Raw genomic sequence first — 15,606 nt, 5'->3', positions numbered from 1 at the left:
AGCGGGCGACGGCCGAACCAACGAACCTGAACACCCGTCAACCCCTCCTGACCAGCTGATCAGCATCTCTCGCGCAGCGGGGGAACCTCAGACCGCTCCAATCAGCCGCTGGAAGCAGCGGCGACCATGGCCGCGTCCTGGCGCTGTTGCAACGAGAGGAGCACCAGGCCCGCAGGAACCTGAAGAGGGAGTGGCGCGTCGGTGTGATTCCGAGCATCGAACGGTGATGCCCGGACGGCAAGGTGCCTGTGTCGACCGCTGAGGGCTCACTCGGCGGGCCTGTTCACGCGGATCAGGGACCCGGCATCAACCCCCGCGGCAACCCGCACACTGTCGCCCAGGCCCGCCGCCGGGCCAGCCTCGACAAACGCCGGCGAGCCCTGACCGCACTCACCACCCTGGAACAACAGGGCAAGAAGATCACTCACACCGCGGTCGCCCGCACCGCCGGCGTCTCCACATGGCTCACCTACGCCGAAGGCGTCCGCGAGGACATGGAAGCCGCACAACAACGCCAGCACCCCACCACCGGGCCAGAGCCATCCGTCCGCACCCGCAGCACCGGGGTCGAGGTGGCGGGCGCGCGGGACGGTGTCCGGGTCGGCGAGTACCGCATCACCGATCCACACCCACACCAGGGAGTCCCGCTCGGCCACCGGGTAGGAGGCCACCCGCGCGGTGCGCGGGACCCGTTTCTGGCCCGGCACGTACACGCAGGTGCCGGTGGTGTCGTAGGTGAACCCGTGGTAGCCGCAGACGATCCGGTCGCCGTCCAGTTGGGTGGGGGCCGCGGAGAGCGGATAGCGGCGGTGCACGCAGCGGTCGTGCAGGACGACCGGGCGGCCGTCCTCCTCGGCGCGGTAGAGACGAGCGGCTCGCCTAGGACGGTCCGGCCGAGCAACTCCCGCCCGACACCGTGGGCATAAGCGGCGACATACCACTGGTTCCGGGCCAAGGCGGTGACGTGCGGCATGGGTGCGGCTCCCGTCGGGGTGCGGGGCTGGCGTGTTCGCATCGTGGGGGTGGGGGTGGGGGTGGGGGCTGTGGGGTGGCAACGCTTCTTCCGTCCCACGGGAGGGGGCGGGTGGAGGGCAGTTGGGGGGAGGGGTGCGGTGAGTGTCAGTGGGTGCCCCTAGTCTTTCGCGCATCGTCACGGCCGGGCCGGGCCACGAGGCCGCAGGCCGCCCGTTCGCCGTGCCGGTTTTCTCGACTGCGAGGGGCGGGACCCGATGGGCTGGCTGGCGGTGGGCGACACGTACGAGGTCGCGTTGGAGGACGGCGGGGTGGTGGCCCGGCCGGTGTCGGGGGACCCCCCGGTCGGACGGGCGAAGGGCCTGCCGGCGGAGCTGCGGGACCACCCCGAGGTGCACGAACTCCAGCGGTTCGGTGAGTGGCTGGACCGGCACGCGGCGGAGTGCGCGGCGCAGGTCGACCACTGGATGGTGTCCTCGCTGCCGGTGCCCACCGCCCTGCTCGCCCAGGTCTGGCGCGACGAGGCGTGGCGGTCGGCGCTGCGCGACCTCGTGGTCGTCGGCACCGGCCCCGACGAGGTCGGTTTCCTGCGGGAGGTGGCCGGTTCGGGTGAGCTGGGGGTGGTGAACCTGGACGGCGAGACCGTCCGCTTGGCCCCTCGTACGGTGACCATGCCGCACCCCGTCCTCCTGCCGGACCTGGAGGAACTCCGCGCCTTCGCGGCCGACCTGGGCGTGGTGCAGGGGGTCGAGCAGATCCACCGGGCCACCTGGATCGCCCCTGGGGACCTCGACGCCGCCGCCACCTCGGTCACCGAGTTCTCCGGCGCCGAGTACCGCTCGTGGTTCCACCTCTCCGCCCGGGTCACCTCGCTCGGTTGCAGGGTCGAGGGCACGTACGCCACCGACCGCATCAGGGACGCCGGGCGGATCGTCACCGCCGCGGTCGACATCGGCGACCCCTACACCGAGGACAAGGCATGGACCGGCCGGCTGTCCTGGCGCGACCAGGACGGAAAGCGGCTCGCCCTGTGCGAGGTCGGCCCCGTGGCCTGGTCGGAGGGCATGCGCATGGCCGCCGCCCTGCACGCCGGCCGCACCGTGAGCACGGACGGTGCGGCGTGAGCGGCGACGGCGCACACCGGCACCACCCCGACTTCGGCCGCACGGCCGCGAGAGGCACGTATTCATGAACGACGCGACGACAGCGGACGCGACGACAGCGGGCGGGACGGCCGCCGAGGCGGAGGAACTGCTGCGGGCCGGTGCGTTACTGCCGCCCGGCACCACCGGCGGCGGCGACCGCGCCGTGCCCATGTTCACCCAGGCGTACCGGCATCCCCTCCTGGACGACCGGACCGTCGTGCGCCTGACCAGCGCCGAGCAGACCGAGGAACCGCCCACCGGCTTCCTCGGCCTCGAACCCGAGGGCGAGCCGGTGGAGGTCGGCGTCGGGCGGCCGAAGGCGCTGGGCTTCCCCGACTGGGTCCTGGTCCGGCACCCCTCCGACAGCCATCTGGCCATGTCCCTCGTGGACGAGATGAACAAGGTGGCGAAGACGGTGGCGTCCCGGCCGAAGCGGGCCCGCGCCGCCTACGAGGCGATCGGCGAGCGCCTCGCCGGCTCCGTACCGCACTTCCTGCCGACCTTCTACGAGCAGGCGGGCCGCGTCTTCCTCGCCGCCGACGAGAAGGCGTACGCGTCCCAGATGTTCGTCAACGCCCGCAAGGCGGAGACGGCGCACGCGCTGCCGTTCGACGAGGCGCGCATGGACGCCGTCTTCCTGGAGTTCGCCCTGGCCGACGCCGTACCCACGAAGATCCTCTCCAGTTACGCCAAGGGCCTGTCCTCCCGGGTCCCCGCGAAGGTCGCCTTCCGACACCTGCGCGGACTCTTCGTGCGGCTCGCGGCACACGGCCTGGCCCCGTCGAGTCCGGGCGCCGGCGACCTGCGCCGGCTGGCGAAGGCGGCGGCGGACAAGGACGCGCTCGCCGAGGAGGTCGCCCACCTGCGCGAGATGCTCCCGCTGCCCGGCACGGTCAAGGCGCCGCTCGGCTGGTGGAAGACCCACCGCCCGGCCCTGCTGCGCCTGACCCGGCAGGAGCCCGCCTTCCGCGCCACCCTCCTCGGGATGATGCCTTCCGAGTGGGAGCGCGAGGAACTGCCGTACTGGCTCGACCTGCTGGAGGCGTCGGGCGCCACCGCCGGGCTGTGCGACGCCGCCCTGCCCGCCGGGGAGCGGTCGCCCGACGGCACGGCCGGCTGGACGCACAGGTTCGTCGAGCGGTGCGAGGCCGACCGGCGCAGCCCCGCGCCCGACGGACTCCGCCCGCTCGTCGACCGCATGGCCGGTGTGCTTCGCGCCGAACTGGCCGCCACCGGTTCCGCCCTGCCGCCCCCGGTCGGTGACGTGGACCTGCTGGACCAGATGCTGGCCCTCGGTGTCCCGGTGGAGGGGCCCGGCGAGGACGGGCGGCTGGAACTGAACGCCTGGGCGGACCGCGAGGAACGGCGCGATCTCCTCGCTCTGGAGGCCGACCCCCGCTTCCGCCGGGCCTTCATGGTCGGCTGCCCCCGCCACAAGCCGACGCTCCTCGCCCTGGTGGCGTCCCCCGGCGGCCGTCCGATGCTCGCCGAGTGGGTGGGCGAGGCCAGCCGGGAGTACCTCGGCGCCGCCCTGCCCGCCTACTCCGGTTACCGCGGTGTGCTGCACACTCTGAGCTGGCTGCCGGGGGAGGTGCTCGCGGTCGCCGAGGACGCGGTCCGCGAGGCACTGACCACGGGCGTGGCGCCGGCGCTCGCCCGCGCCCTGCGCACCGGCCTCCTGGACGAGGTGGGCTGGCCCGCCTGGGAGGAGGCGCTGGACGAGGCCGCCGCACAGGACGTCGACCCCTCGAAGATCAAGGTCACCGACGCCTGGCCGTATCTCGTCGTCCTCGTCGGCCGACAGCTCCGGGTGATCGGCGCGGAGGGCACCGTCCTCGTCCACGACCTGCGCCTCCCGGACGAGGCCGGCGAGCGGATCTGGCGTGTCGACTGCCAGTACGTCGACGGTGAACTCTTCGTCTGGTGGTACGCGTTCCCCACCTCCTCCGGACAGGGTTACTGGCACCACTCGGCGGACTCCCCGCCCCTGGCGGTGGACGGCGCCGTCCACCACTCCTACTTCAGCGACGTCGACGGCGGCAACGGCCTCGACGGCGGCATGTCCCCCGTCTCCCTGCCGCTGCCCGGGGGCGGCCGGACCACCGGCCACGGTGTGCTGCGCCGGGGGGACACCGTGGTCCCGGGCCGGCGGCACGTGATCGGCGACGGCACGTCCTACTGGGTGTGGATCCGCGACTGGTCCGACGCGCGGCACCACACCTGGCACAGCTACGACCCGGTCCACGACACCGTGGGCGAACCCGCGATGCCGGAGTGGTTCGCCGAGGGCGGCACGCGCGAGGCGACGGGAGACAGTCTCGGCGCCTCCTGGCTGCGGCCCGCCCCGTCCGCCGTCCCCGGCCCGATGAGCGCGCCGGTGGACGGACTCCTCGGCTGGCGGATGCTGACGCTGCCCGACGGCTCCCGCAAGGGCGAGGACCTCGCCGGACGCGCGGTGGTCGTGCCGGCCGACAGCGGTGGCCTCCCCGCGCAGGCGCTGGAACTGCCCGGCACCGGACGGCTGCTGGCGGTGCTCGACAAGCACCGGGAGATCGAACTGCTCGACACCGACGGCACGGTCGTCGCCGAGATCCGGTCCGGCTACCGCTCCGGCATCTTCACCGGCGGCACGGCCCTGCTGCCGCCCCTGCGCTACTGGCACCTGTGCCTGGCCCGCGATCCGCAGGGCTCGGCCGCGCTCCGCGAGATCGGCGAGGACACGGTCGAGGCCCTGCTGGCCGGAGCCGTCGCCGGACAGCCCGACGCCACCCCCGCCGACGACGTCCCCGGCAAGGACGTGGCGGGCGACCTGGTGCGCACCCTGCTCCCGGAGATCGGACACGAGAGGCTGCGCGCGGGCGTCGCCACCCTCGTGCGGTACGCCGCCGAGCAGCAGCGCACCCTGGACGCCGTGCTCGACCGGCTCGAATCCGCGCGCGCGGGCACCGCCCCGGACGAGCCGAGACGGGCCGTCGGCGACCGCCTGCTCGCCTCCGCGCTCGACGGCATCGGCCTGACCGAGGGCGGCAACCGCTGGTACTACGACTTCCACCACGACATCTTCGGGCTGCCGGCGCTGCTCGCCCGGACGATGAAGGGCCTCGGCGAGACGACCGCCGAGGGCACCGTGCACCTGGACGGGAAACAGTTGGATCCGCTGCGCCGCCTCAACGCGACGGCCCTGCCCACGCTGCCCGCGACGGTGGCCCTGCGCGCCGGGACCCGGGCCACCGCCGAGGACCACCGCCGGGCCCTGGAGATGTTCCTGGCGGAACTGGACGACCAGCGGCTCACCGAACCGGACCCGGCCCACTGGCGCCGCGTCCGGCTGCGGCTCGACCAGAAGCTGTTCGAGGGACCCGGCGCCGTGCGCGGCTACACCTCCGCGACCCTTTTGGACCTGGGCGGCGGGGAGTTCCTCGCCTTCCCCGACGACTGGTACCGGCCGTTCCGCCACTGGGACGGCGCCGACGACGACGGCAGGCACTACGGCGCCCTGCACCACGATCCCTCCGGCCGCTTCGAGCCGCCCGCCCCCTACACGCTGGTCTCCGCCGAGCCGTTCCTGCCGGAGCCGACGCGACCGCCCGGCTGGGCCGCGGCCTTCCGCGCCGAGCTGGCCGGACGCGGCCCGGCACCCTGGTTTCCCGCCGCCGCCGAGGAGTTCGCCCGGCTCACCGGAGTCACCCCGAGCACGGCCCGGCTGGTCGTCGCCGGACTGCCCATGATCGACGACACCCGCCAGGCCGTACCGTCCGAGACGCTGAAGACCATCGGCGTGAAGGCGCCCGACGCGCGAGTGGCCAAGGACGACCTGCGCTTCCTCGACGCCGGCGCCCGGCGGGCCGTCGTCGCGGCGCTGCTCCCCGTCGAACCGTCCCGGCTGTGGAGCCACGGCCCCGACGCCGCCGCCGCGGCCACGGTCTGGAACGAGCGGCTGGGCCGGCGCGAACCTGTCGACGAGGAGGTGCTCAACGAAGCGGTCCGCTCGATCGAATGCGTGGGCTGGCCGACGACCGAGGCGCTGCACGGCTTCCTCGACGTGGCCGGCGAGCCCCGGCTCCAACACGACCTGGAATGGACGCTCTCCGGCCACTGGCTCGCCGCCCGGGGCAGCGGCTTCGGGGGGAATGTCCTGAAGACCGGGGTCGCCCTCACCGCCTGGCTCGCCCACCGCCTCCCGTCCAGCCACCCGCTCCGTGCCGTGCTGCCCGAGGTACTGACGGCGATACGCGGCCGGCTGACCCACCCGGGCCTGCTGATCGACCTCGGCAGAAGCGTCGACCGGGAGGCGTTCGCTCTCGCCGCCGGTGAACCCACCGAGCGCGGCGAGGACCTTGAGCGCTACGGCGCGGTCGTGCTGAGCACCACGGTCCCCGCCCCCCTCGCCGCCGTGCGCCCCTCGCTCCTCGACGCGGCCGGGTCCGACCCCCACATGGCGGCCCTCTTCCCCGGTGAGGGGCCGACCGCCGCGGAGACCGCCCTGCGCCTCGTCCACGACCGGCGGTTCGCCGAACTCCTCGCCGATCCGGGCGCCCCGGCGGCGGGCGCCCGCGACGAGGACGGCGGGTGGTGGCCGCAGGACCCCTCCCGGTCCGTGCCCGACCTCGTCGCCGAGGCGGCGAAGCGGTACGGCGTCAGCGAGGACGCCGCGGTCGTCTATCTGATGCTGCTCGCCCTGCCCGACCCCACCGACCGCAACACCGCGCGCTGGACCGGCTGGGCGAAGCGGCGCGGCGGGACCGCCCGGCTCCGGGCGGCCCGTGCCGAACTCGTCCCCACCGGCCTCGTGGTCGAGGGCAAACGCTCCAAGGCCGGCCGTTCGCTGTTCCTGCCCGGCGGCTGGACCCGGCTCGCCTCACCGCATCTGCCGCTGGAGCGCTGGAAACTGCCGATGTACGGCCTGCTCGACGGTGAGAAGGCCCTCCTGGGTGTGGTCGTGCCGGACCGGCCCGTCGCCGATCTCTACCGCGAGGCGTGGCGCCGGGTCCAGGACGGCGACGAGCCCCGGCTGGAGGAGATGGAGGTACCGCGCCCGCGCCGCAAGCGCCGCTGAACGCCGGTACGGGGAGTGGCCGCACCGGTGGGAGGCACCGGTGCGGCCGTGGGGAGCCGTGGGGGAGGGGCTCTCGTGCGAGGGGCGGCGTCCGCGCGCCGGACGGGCCGACAGCGGAAGGACGACCATGAACGCAAGAGACCCGATGAATGAGACCGAGGGGGAGGGGCGGCCGTGGGGGTGGCCGGGGCCGAGGGGGAGGCGTCGGCCGCGTGGACGGCGGGCCCCGAGGGGGAAGAGGCCGCTGCGAGAGTGGCCGCTCTGGCCGCCGGCACACGGCCGTATCTGATCGAGGTGCGGCATCACAGCCCCGCTCTCGCCGTCGCCGTGCCCCGGCTGCTGGACGCCGTGGCCGCCGAGGTCGTCTGCGTCGAACTGCCCGCCGACTTCCAGCCCTGGCTGCCGTACCTCGCCGACCCGCGCACGGTCGCCCCGGTGGCGCTGACCGGCGCGTACGAGGACGGACGGCTGCACGCCTACCCCCTCGCGGACTTCTCCCCGGAGCTGGCGGCCATCCGCTGGGCCCGGCGGAACGGCGCGGAGGTGCTCTGCTGCGACCTGCCGCTGGCGGCGCCGCCGCGGTCCGCCGCCCCGCCGCGGTCATCCGTCCCACCGGGGGCATCCGTCCCGGTCCCCGGCGGCGGGCGGCCCCCGCGGGACGGGCCGGACCTGTGGGACCGCACGGTGGAGGCGCGGGCCCTCGGCAGCAGCCCCGAAGCCGTGCGGCTGGTCGCCCTCGGTGTCGGCTGGGCGCTGCGCCAGGACCGGCGGGAACACGAGGGCCTCGCCGCCCTCGACCTCGCCCGGGAGGCGCACATGCGCGAAGTCGTGGCCACGGCCGGAACACGGAGAAGCGCGGTGGTGGTCGGCGCCTTCCACGCCCCCGCCCTGGACACGGCGGACGGCCCTCCGGCGGCGGACGGCGACGGCCGGGCGGAGGCGGGCCCTTCGACGGTGACCTCGCTCGTGCCGTACGCCTTCGCCCTGCTGGACCCCCGGTCCGGCTACCCGGCCGGGATCCGTGACCCGCGCTGGCAGCAGGCGGTGTTCGAGGCCGGGGGCGATCCGGACCGGATCCACGACGGCGCCGCCCGACTCCTCACCGAACTCTGCCGCGCGATGCGCGCGGCCGGCTACGCCGCCGGTACCGGCGAGGTGATCGAGGCCCTGCGGCTCGCCCGCGGCCTCGGCGCCCGGCCGTGCGGAGCTGCTGGAAGCGGTGACCTCCGTCCTGGGCCGGGGCGAACAACCGGGCCCGCTCCTGGAGACGGTGTTCGTCGGCACCGGCCGCGGCCGGCTCGCCCCCGGCATCCCCCGCTCCGGACTCGGCCCCTGGGCGGAGGCGGAGCTGGCCGCGCTGCGGCTGCCCGGCCCGAGCAGCCCCGCCCGCCGGGAGCTGCGCCTCTCACCGCTGCGCTCGCCCCTCGACGCCCGGCGCGAGATCCTCCTGCAACGCCTCAAGGCGTGCGGAGTGGAGTACGCCGAGCGGGCCGAGGTGTCCGCCGCGAGCGACGGCAACGCCCTCACCACTCGCTGGAGAGCGGCCTGGACCCCCTCCGTCGCCGCCCGGCTCGATCTCGTCGGCATCAGGGGCGTCACCGCCGCCCAGGCGGCCGACGGCACCCGCCGGGAGAACCACCGCAGTGCCTCGGAGCAGGGCGGCGCCACCCCGGCCCGGATCATCGACGTCCTCGGCGCCGCGGCCCGCTGCGCCCTGCCCGACCTGGCCGGCGACCTCCTCACGGAGGCGGCGCGGGTCCTGCCCGTCGCGGCCACCCTGCCCGAACTGCTGCGCTGCCTCGACCTGCTGGACTCGGTCCGCGGCGGCCATCTGCCCGGCACCACGGAACCGATCCGCCGCCGCGCCGCCGCGCCGCCGCGCTCTCCCGCACGCTGCTGGAAGCCGCGGTCCGCGCCCTGCCCGGCCTGGCCGGCACCGACGGGCGGGAGGACGCCGTCGCACTGGTCGCCCTGGCCCTGCGCGGCGGCGAGGACCGGCTCGGCCTGCGTCTGGGCACCGAGCTGTACGCGCTCTCCCGCAACGGTTCCCCGCTCGTCCAGGGTGCGGTCCTCGCCGCCAGGGTGCTGCTGGATCTCGACAGCTCGGAGCTGCTGGGCGCCCGACTCGCCGACTGGGTGGACACGGCGACGGCCCCGGACACCCGTCGCCGGCTGGAGCGCCGTCTCACCGGGCTGCTCCTCGCCGCCGGACCACTGGTCGAGGCGGTCCCCACCGCCCTGGACCCGTTGCTCGGGCGCGTCGAGACGATGGGGGACCGAGACTTCCTCGACCGGCTTCCCGCACTGCGCGGAGGTTTCCGCGCGCTCACCCCGGCGGGACGCGAGCGGCTGCTCGCGACGGTGACCGCCCGCCTCGGTGACCGCCCCGATCTCCGCCTCACCGCCCCCGCCGCCCTGGCGGGCCACTGGGCCGAAGCCGACGCGGAGGGCTTCGCCCTTCTGCGGGACATGGGGCTGGCGGGGGTGCTGGATCCGGCGGCGTCGACCTCGGCGTCGGCGTCGACCTTGACCTTGGCGTCGACCTTGACCTTGGCATCGACGTCTGGATCTGTATCGGAGGCGGCGGTACCGGCGCCGGTACCCGCACGTGCCGGGGTGCCCCGTTCGGCCCTGTCACCCCGCCCGACCGGAGCGACCGGCACCGCCGCCGCCCCGAGGCTCGGCCCCGCCGACCGCTGGCGACTGCTGCTCGGCCGCCGGACGGCGGAACTGTCCGAGGAACTGCGGGCCTACGCCCACGCCTTGGACGAGCTGTACGGTGAGGACACGGAGGAGGTCGACCAGGACGCGCAGGGCGAACTGTTCGCCGGACGGGACACGGGCGCCGACGGCGAGGGGCCGAACGCGAGCGACGGCCGGTCCCCGCGGGAGCGCGGTGGCGGCCGGGACCGGAGCCGCCCCACCGTCCGGGAATGGGCCGACCGGCTCCAGGCACTGTTCGGCGCGGACATCCGGGAAGAGGTGCTCGGCCGCGCCGCCGCCCAGGGCCGTACGGACGTGCTCCCCCTTCTCGATCCCGGCTCGGTACGCCCCTCGGTGGAGCTTCTGTCCGCCGTGCTCACTCTCGCCCGAGGGATGCCCGAGCAGCAACTGGCGAACCTGCGCCCCCTCGTCAAGCGCCTGATCGAGGAACTCACCCGGGAACTCGCCACCCGGCTGCGCCCCACCCTCACCGGTCTCACCACCCCCCGCCCCACCCGGCGGCCCGGCGGCCCGGCGGCCGGCTCGACATGGCCCGCACCCTGCGCGCCAACCTCGCCCACCTCCGCCGCCGAGGGGACGGCGGCGTCCAGGTCGTGCCCGCGCGGCCGGTGTTCAGCACCCGCACCGCACGGGAGAGCGACTGGCGGCTGATCCTCGTGGCCGACGTCTCCGCCTCCATGGAGTCCTCCGTCATCTGGTCGGCGCTCACTGCGGCCGTGCTGGGCGACGCGCCCATGCTCTCCACCCACTTCCTCACCTTCAGCACCGAGGTCGTCGACCTCACCGACCGGGTCGCCGACCCCCTCTTCCTGCTGCTGGAGGTGCGCGTCGGCGGCGGCACCCACATCGCGGCCGGTCTCGCGCACGCCCGCACGCTGGTGAAGGTGCCCGACCGCACGCTGATGGTCGTCGTCAGCGACTTCGAGGAGGGCTGGTCGCTCGACGGACTGCTCCGGGAGACCCGGGCCCTGGTCTCCTCCGGCGTCCAACTGCTGGGCTGCGCCGCGCTGGACGCGGACGGAGTCCCCCGGTACTCGGTGGCGGTCGCCCGGCAGCTCGTAGCGGCCGGTATGCCGGTCGCCGGCCTCAGCCCCCTCTCGCTCGCCCGGTGGGTGGGCGAACGCCTGCGTGGAGCACCCCGATGACCCTTTCCGGAACGGACGTCCCCCTCCCCCCGATCGCACCGGAGGTGTTCACCGCGGTCGAGGCGGGCCTGACCACCCGGTTGCGAGGCAGGCTCGACGCGGCCGTGGCGGCCCTCGCCGACGCACCCGTCACCGCCGGGGACGGGACCTTCGAGGTCCGCTGCGGTCCCGACGCGCGGGTGACGCTGGCATCGGACCCGTCCGGCACGGTCACCGACCCGGCCCAGGTCACCTGCACCTGCCTGCTGGCACCCCGCTGCCTCCACCGGGCGGCGGTACTGGGTGCCTGCCCGCTCACCACCGCACCACCGACCACCCCACCCGCACCGCCCCCACCGACCGAACACAAAGGCCCAGCCGAACCTCCCCCGTCCTCCGCCCCTGCGGCACCGCCGCCCCCGTTTTCCTCACCCCCGACCAGATCCGGGCCGCCGCCGGTCTCTGAAAGGCCGCGGCCGCCGTGCTCTCCGCCGGAACCACCGCCACCGGCGCCGTCCTCCGCGCCGAGCTGCTCCGCGCCGCCCACACGGCCCGTCTGGCGGGTCTGCACCGTGCGGAGGCCGCCGCCCTGGACGTGGTGCGCGCCCTGCCCGGCCCCGACGATCCGCACCGCGGCCGCGACCGCGCCGGACAGGTCGCCGCCCTGCGTGAACTGCTCCTCGTCACTCACCGTGCGAGAGCCGCCGACCCCGACCCCGCGCTGATCGGCGCCGGCGCCCGCAACCACCGTCCCGACGGCCCCCTGCGCCTCTACGGGGTCTGCCGCGAGCCGGTGATCGGCCCCGGCGGCCCCGGCGGCCCCGACGGCCCCGGCGGGGTGATCACCCATCTCGTGGACGACGACGGCCGCTGGTACACGCTCCCCGACGTCCGGCCCGGCGGCCCGGCACGTGCCCGCCGGGCCGGCACCGCCCATGTCGCCCTCCGCTCCTTCCTGAGTGACCACTTCCGGCTGTCCCGGGGCGGGTTGACGGTCTTCGGCGCGGTCGTCTCCCCGGAGGGGCGGCTGCTGCCGGAGCCCGGGGTCCGCGCCACCTTCACCGCCGGACGCCCCGGCCTGGCCCGGGCCGGCCGCGCGGACGTCCCGGACCCGGCCGAGCCCGCCGACCGGTCCCTGACCGTCTGCGACGTGGAGATCGCAGGGACCGACGGCGAGGACGTGCTCGTCCGGGTGCTGCCGCACCCGGGAGACCTGGACGCGGGGGACCGGGCCGACCCCGGCGCCCCGGTCCGGCTGGCCCCCGTCCATCCTGACCCCGCCCCCGCCCACACCGCGAACCTCCGGCGGCTGGGCGCCCGCCCGGGGCTGCGGATCCGGGTCCTCGGCCGCGTCGACGCCCTGCGGGGCACCGTGCTGCGCCCGCTGACCGTCGGCCCGGTGCCCGGGGCCGAGGCGACCCTGCGCCTTCCCGCCGACTGGCACGACCGCGCCGACCTCGGCTACGACGACCTGCGCGACGGCCACTTCCCGCCGAGCCCCCCGGCTCACGACGAGTCCCCCGCCCTCCACCTCGCCTGCCGCCTCCGCTGCCCTCGCCGCCCCCGCCGGCTCACCTCTCTGGCGGGTCCGCCGCCTGGTCGAGCTGGCGGTCGCGGGAGGCCGCCGGGTCGCCGCCGAACCCGTACGGGACGGCGACCACCGCGACCAGGCGGCGGCCCTGCGCCGGGACGGCTTCGCCACCGGCGCGGACCTCCTCGACCGGCTGGCACCGGTGGCCGCCCGCCGCTCCCGCGACGCCTTCGGCCGCCTGCGCGAGGACGACACCGAGCGGTACACGACCTTGTGGCTGGCCGCGGCCGTCTACCTCGCGACCTGGCCGGCGGCAACGGGATACACCGCACCACCGTGACCCGGTGGGTCAGGGAAGTCGTCGGCCTGCTGGCCGCTCGCGCCGCGCGCCTGGCCCGCGCCTGGACCGCACCTTGAAGATGATCACCCGAGCGGGTGGCGGGGTGGTGCTGCTGGACGGCTCGCTGATCCGCACCCGGCGGCGCACCGGCACGGCGAACCGGAAGAACTACTTTGGCAAGCACAAACACCACGGCCTGCTCGTGATCGCGCTCACCGACGACAAGGGTCGACTGCTGTGGGTCTCGGCGGCCCGGCCCGGACGTACCCCGGAGATCACCGCCTGCCGTCACGACCGGCTGACCGTCAGGCTGCGGGCGGCCGGCCTCGGAGCCATCGCCGACCTGGGATTCGTCGGGCTCGACGACAGCGGTCCCGACGCCGATCCGGCGGTGATCACCGGCTGCGAGGCCGCCCGGAACCGGCCGCTGACGCGCGGGCGGAAGCTGTCCGACAACCCCCTTGCCGCAGTGCGGGCGCCGGTCGAGCACGGCTTCGCCCACCTGAAGAACTGGCGCGTACCCGGCAAGGTACGCACCGACCCGAAGTGGGCGACCACCCTGGTGAGGGCTCTGCTGGTCCTGACGGACCGCGAAGTCCCCCGGTGGCCGACGATCTTCGCCGAAGCGTGACGTGCGCCGATAGTGCCGGGCCGCCGCCCGCCGCCGAGGGGGTTTTCTGAACGCCATCCTCTGGGTGAACGGGACCGGGGTCCCATGGCGTCACCTCCTGCTCGACTACCCGCCAGCTCAGGCATGGTAGGTTATAGGTCGACCACTAACGCAGGAGTGAAAATGATAGCCAAGGAAGACGACGCCGCCCGCCGTGCCGCTGCCCAGCACGCCGTGGCCGAGCACCTGCGCCTCACCGCTGCCGGACATACCGAGGAGTGGGTGCAGCTGTTCGCCCCGGAGGCGGTGCTTGAGTTCCCGTACGCGCCGGCCGGCGTGCCCCAGCGGGTAACGGGGCGAGACGCACTGCGCGCGCACATGAGCAACTTTCCCGAGACCTTTGACGTGGAGTTCGTCGACCTGGTGTTCCACGAGACGGTCGATCCGAGTCTAGTGATCGCCGAATTCCGCTCGAAGGGCACTGCGCTGCCGACCGGCAAGCCGTACGAGCAGACATGCATCTCCGTCGTCCACACCGATGACGACGCACGCATCACCCACTACCTGGACTACTGGAACCCGCTGGTGGCGATCGAGGCGCTCACGCCCCACGAAGTACCGTCCGACTCCGACCGCAGCGTGGCTTTTGGAGGCTGAGGGGAGCCGTGTTTGACTGACGCCCATGCCTGCCGCCGGTACCAGCACGAAGAGCGACGAACGACGTCGGGCCATCGTGGCCGCTGCGGTCGACTGCTTCGCGCACAAGGGTTTCTACGGTACGACGACGCACGAGATCGCAGACTGGGTCGGCGTCTCTCAGCCGTATCTCTATCGCCTGTACCCGAACAAGGAAGCACTGTTCGCGGCGGTGGTCGACCACGTCTCCGTCGTCATGACCGACACGCTGGTCGCTCACTCGCCGGCGTCGGGTGGGGCCGGGCCGGCACCCGAGGCGGCGTTGGACGCTGCACGCGGCGCCTACACCGCGCTCGTCGCGGACCGCAACATCCTGCGTTTCCTCATGCACGCGAACTGTGCCGTCGGCGAACCGCTGGTGGAGCAGGCCGTGCGCCGGTGCTACGCCAAGCAGGTCGACACCGTTCGGCAGTTGCTGGGTGACGACGAGGCCGTGCGGCGCTGGTTCGGCGCCGGAATGCTCGACAACGTGGTCGCCGTGCTGGGTCTGGCCGACATCGATGAGCCGTGGGCGCACGTCCTCACCGCTCGATGACCCGACACTGGCAGTTCGGCGCCGACGGCCCCGAGTCTTCCTCGTAGGCCAACTCGGCCGATGGGACCCGGCTTCTTCAGCCGCGGGCAAACTTCGTCCGGGTCAGCCTCCTCCCGGGCGGGCGTCGGGGCGACGGCCTCCGGTCCGCTCCAGCTCCCGCATCCCCACGCTCTCCCGGCGTACCGGCCCAGCCCCGGATCGTAAGAGCGGCACAGCGGACGGCGCAACACGATCCGAGGACGGCTCCAAACGACATGTCAGACGATCTTCGCCGTGGACACCGGCCGATGACCAGCGCGAGCAGCTCTCCCGACCCTCACACCAGATCCGTGACCAGCAACGTCACGATGCACACCACTCAGTGGGAGCCAGAACCACATGAGTTGGACAAAGGCACCTGAGCCTCGTCAAGCCAGACCTGAGCGCTTTGCGCATCATCGTCCTTGAAGGCGCAGAGCCAGGTGCGCAGCGGTTGTGCCCCTTGGAGAAGTTCCTCGGATACCGGTCGGAGCTGTGCCTCCGCGCGTGCCGCGCGAACTGCGCTTTCCGTGTACCGGTCACGGTGGGTCATGCGACGTAGCTCAAAGGCTGTGCTTCTGGCGTGCTTCTGTGGCGAGAAAGTCTCGCGCCGCGGAGGTGACCCGGTCGCGAATGTGCTGCTGGTCCAGAGGCTGATCGTTCGGCAGGTCGAGCGCTCTCGCCAGATCAACGATGGGCTGCAGCGCGTCGGGGGAATTGAGTTCGGCTGCGGCTTCCTCATAGATCAGCTTCGCTCCGTGCTGTGGCGTAGCTGGTGTGTGCTTAATGATCTTGGTTGTGACCTGCTGTTGTTCAGCTGTACTGGGCGGTGGGTTCGCTCTGTAGGGGAGGCTG

Annotated in this window: 6 protein-coding genes and 3 pseudogenes; 7 read left to right on the top strand and 2 right to left on the bottom strand. The window is 74.1% G+C overall.

The window, feature by feature from the left end:
- Positions 1–536: 536 nt before the first annotated feature.
- A pseudogene (locus tag ACIOKD_RS41645) lies at positions 537–973 on the bottom strand (Rieske 2Fe-2S domain-containing protein); the annotation flags it as partial.
- A 256-nt stretch (positions 974–1,229) separates the two neighbouring features.
- Here ACIOKD_RS41645 and ACIOKD_RS41640 point away from each other — a divergent pair.
- The 7 genes and pseudogenes from ACIOKD_RS41640 (at position 1,230) to ACIOKD_RS41610 (ending at position 14,733) form a co-directional block, all read left to right on the top strand.
- On the top strand, positions 1,230–2,096 hold the full coding sequence (locus tag ACIOKD_RS41640; RefSeq protein WP_402093672.1) for a DUF4132 domain-containing protein: 867 nt from the start codon (positions 1,230–1,232) through the stop codon (positions 2,094–2,096).
- A gap of 64 nt (positions 2,097–2,160) precedes the next feature.
- Positions 2,161–7,173, top strand: a complete 5,013-nt coding sequence (locus ACIOKD_RS41635) for a DNA-binding protein (RefSeq protein WP_402093671.1) — start codon at positions 2,161–2,163, stop codon at positions 7,171–7,173.
- A gap of 252 nt (positions 7,174–7,425) precedes the next feature.
- Positions 7,426–11,042: pseudogene (locus tag ACIOKD_RS41630) on the top strand (DUF5682 family protein).
- Between the two features lie 460 nt (positions 11,043–11,502).
- The gene (locus ACIOKD_RS41625) at positions 11,503–12,969 is read left to right on the top strand and encodes a hypothetical protein (protein ID WP_402093670.1); all 1,467 of its coding nucleotides are present in this window, start codon (positions 11,503–11,505) and stop codon (positions 12,967–12,969) included.
- 2 nt (positions 12,970–12,971) lie between these two features.
- Positions 12,972–13,523 carry a transposase family protein gene (locus ACIOKD_RS41620; protein WP_402093673.1) on the top strand — a complete coding sequence of 184 codons (552 nt, stop codon included), beginning with the start codon at positions 12,972–12,974 and terminating at the stop codon, positions 13,521–13,523.
- Positions 13,524–13,685: 162 nt separating this feature from the next.
- Entirely contained in the window at positions 13,686–14,159 is a 474-nt protein-coding gene (locus ACIOKD_RS41615) for a nuclear transport factor 2 family protein (protein WP_402093669.1), read from the top strand.
- 25 nt (positions 14,160–14,184) lie between these two features.
- Entirely contained in the window at positions 14,185–14,733 is a 549-nt protein-coding gene (locus tag ACIOKD_RS41610) for a TetR/AcrR family transcriptional regulator (protein ID WP_402093668.1), read from the top strand.
- Between the two features lie 581 nt (positions 14,734–15,314).
- On the opposite strand, the pseudogene ACIOKD_RS41605 reads toward ACIOKD_RS41610, so the two are convergent.
- A pseudogene (locus tag ACIOKD_RS41605) lies at positions 15,315–15,606 on the bottom strand (hypothetical protein); the annotation flags it as partial.

It is taken from the genome of Streptomyces sp. NPDC087844 (assembly GCF_044742785.1).
Taxonomy (GTDB): domain Bacteria; phylum Actinomycetota; class Actinomycetes; order Streptomycetales; family Streptomycetaceae; genus Streptomyces.
Note: the sequence above shows the minus strand (reverse complement) of the source record. Positions and strands in the feature narration are given on the sequence as shown.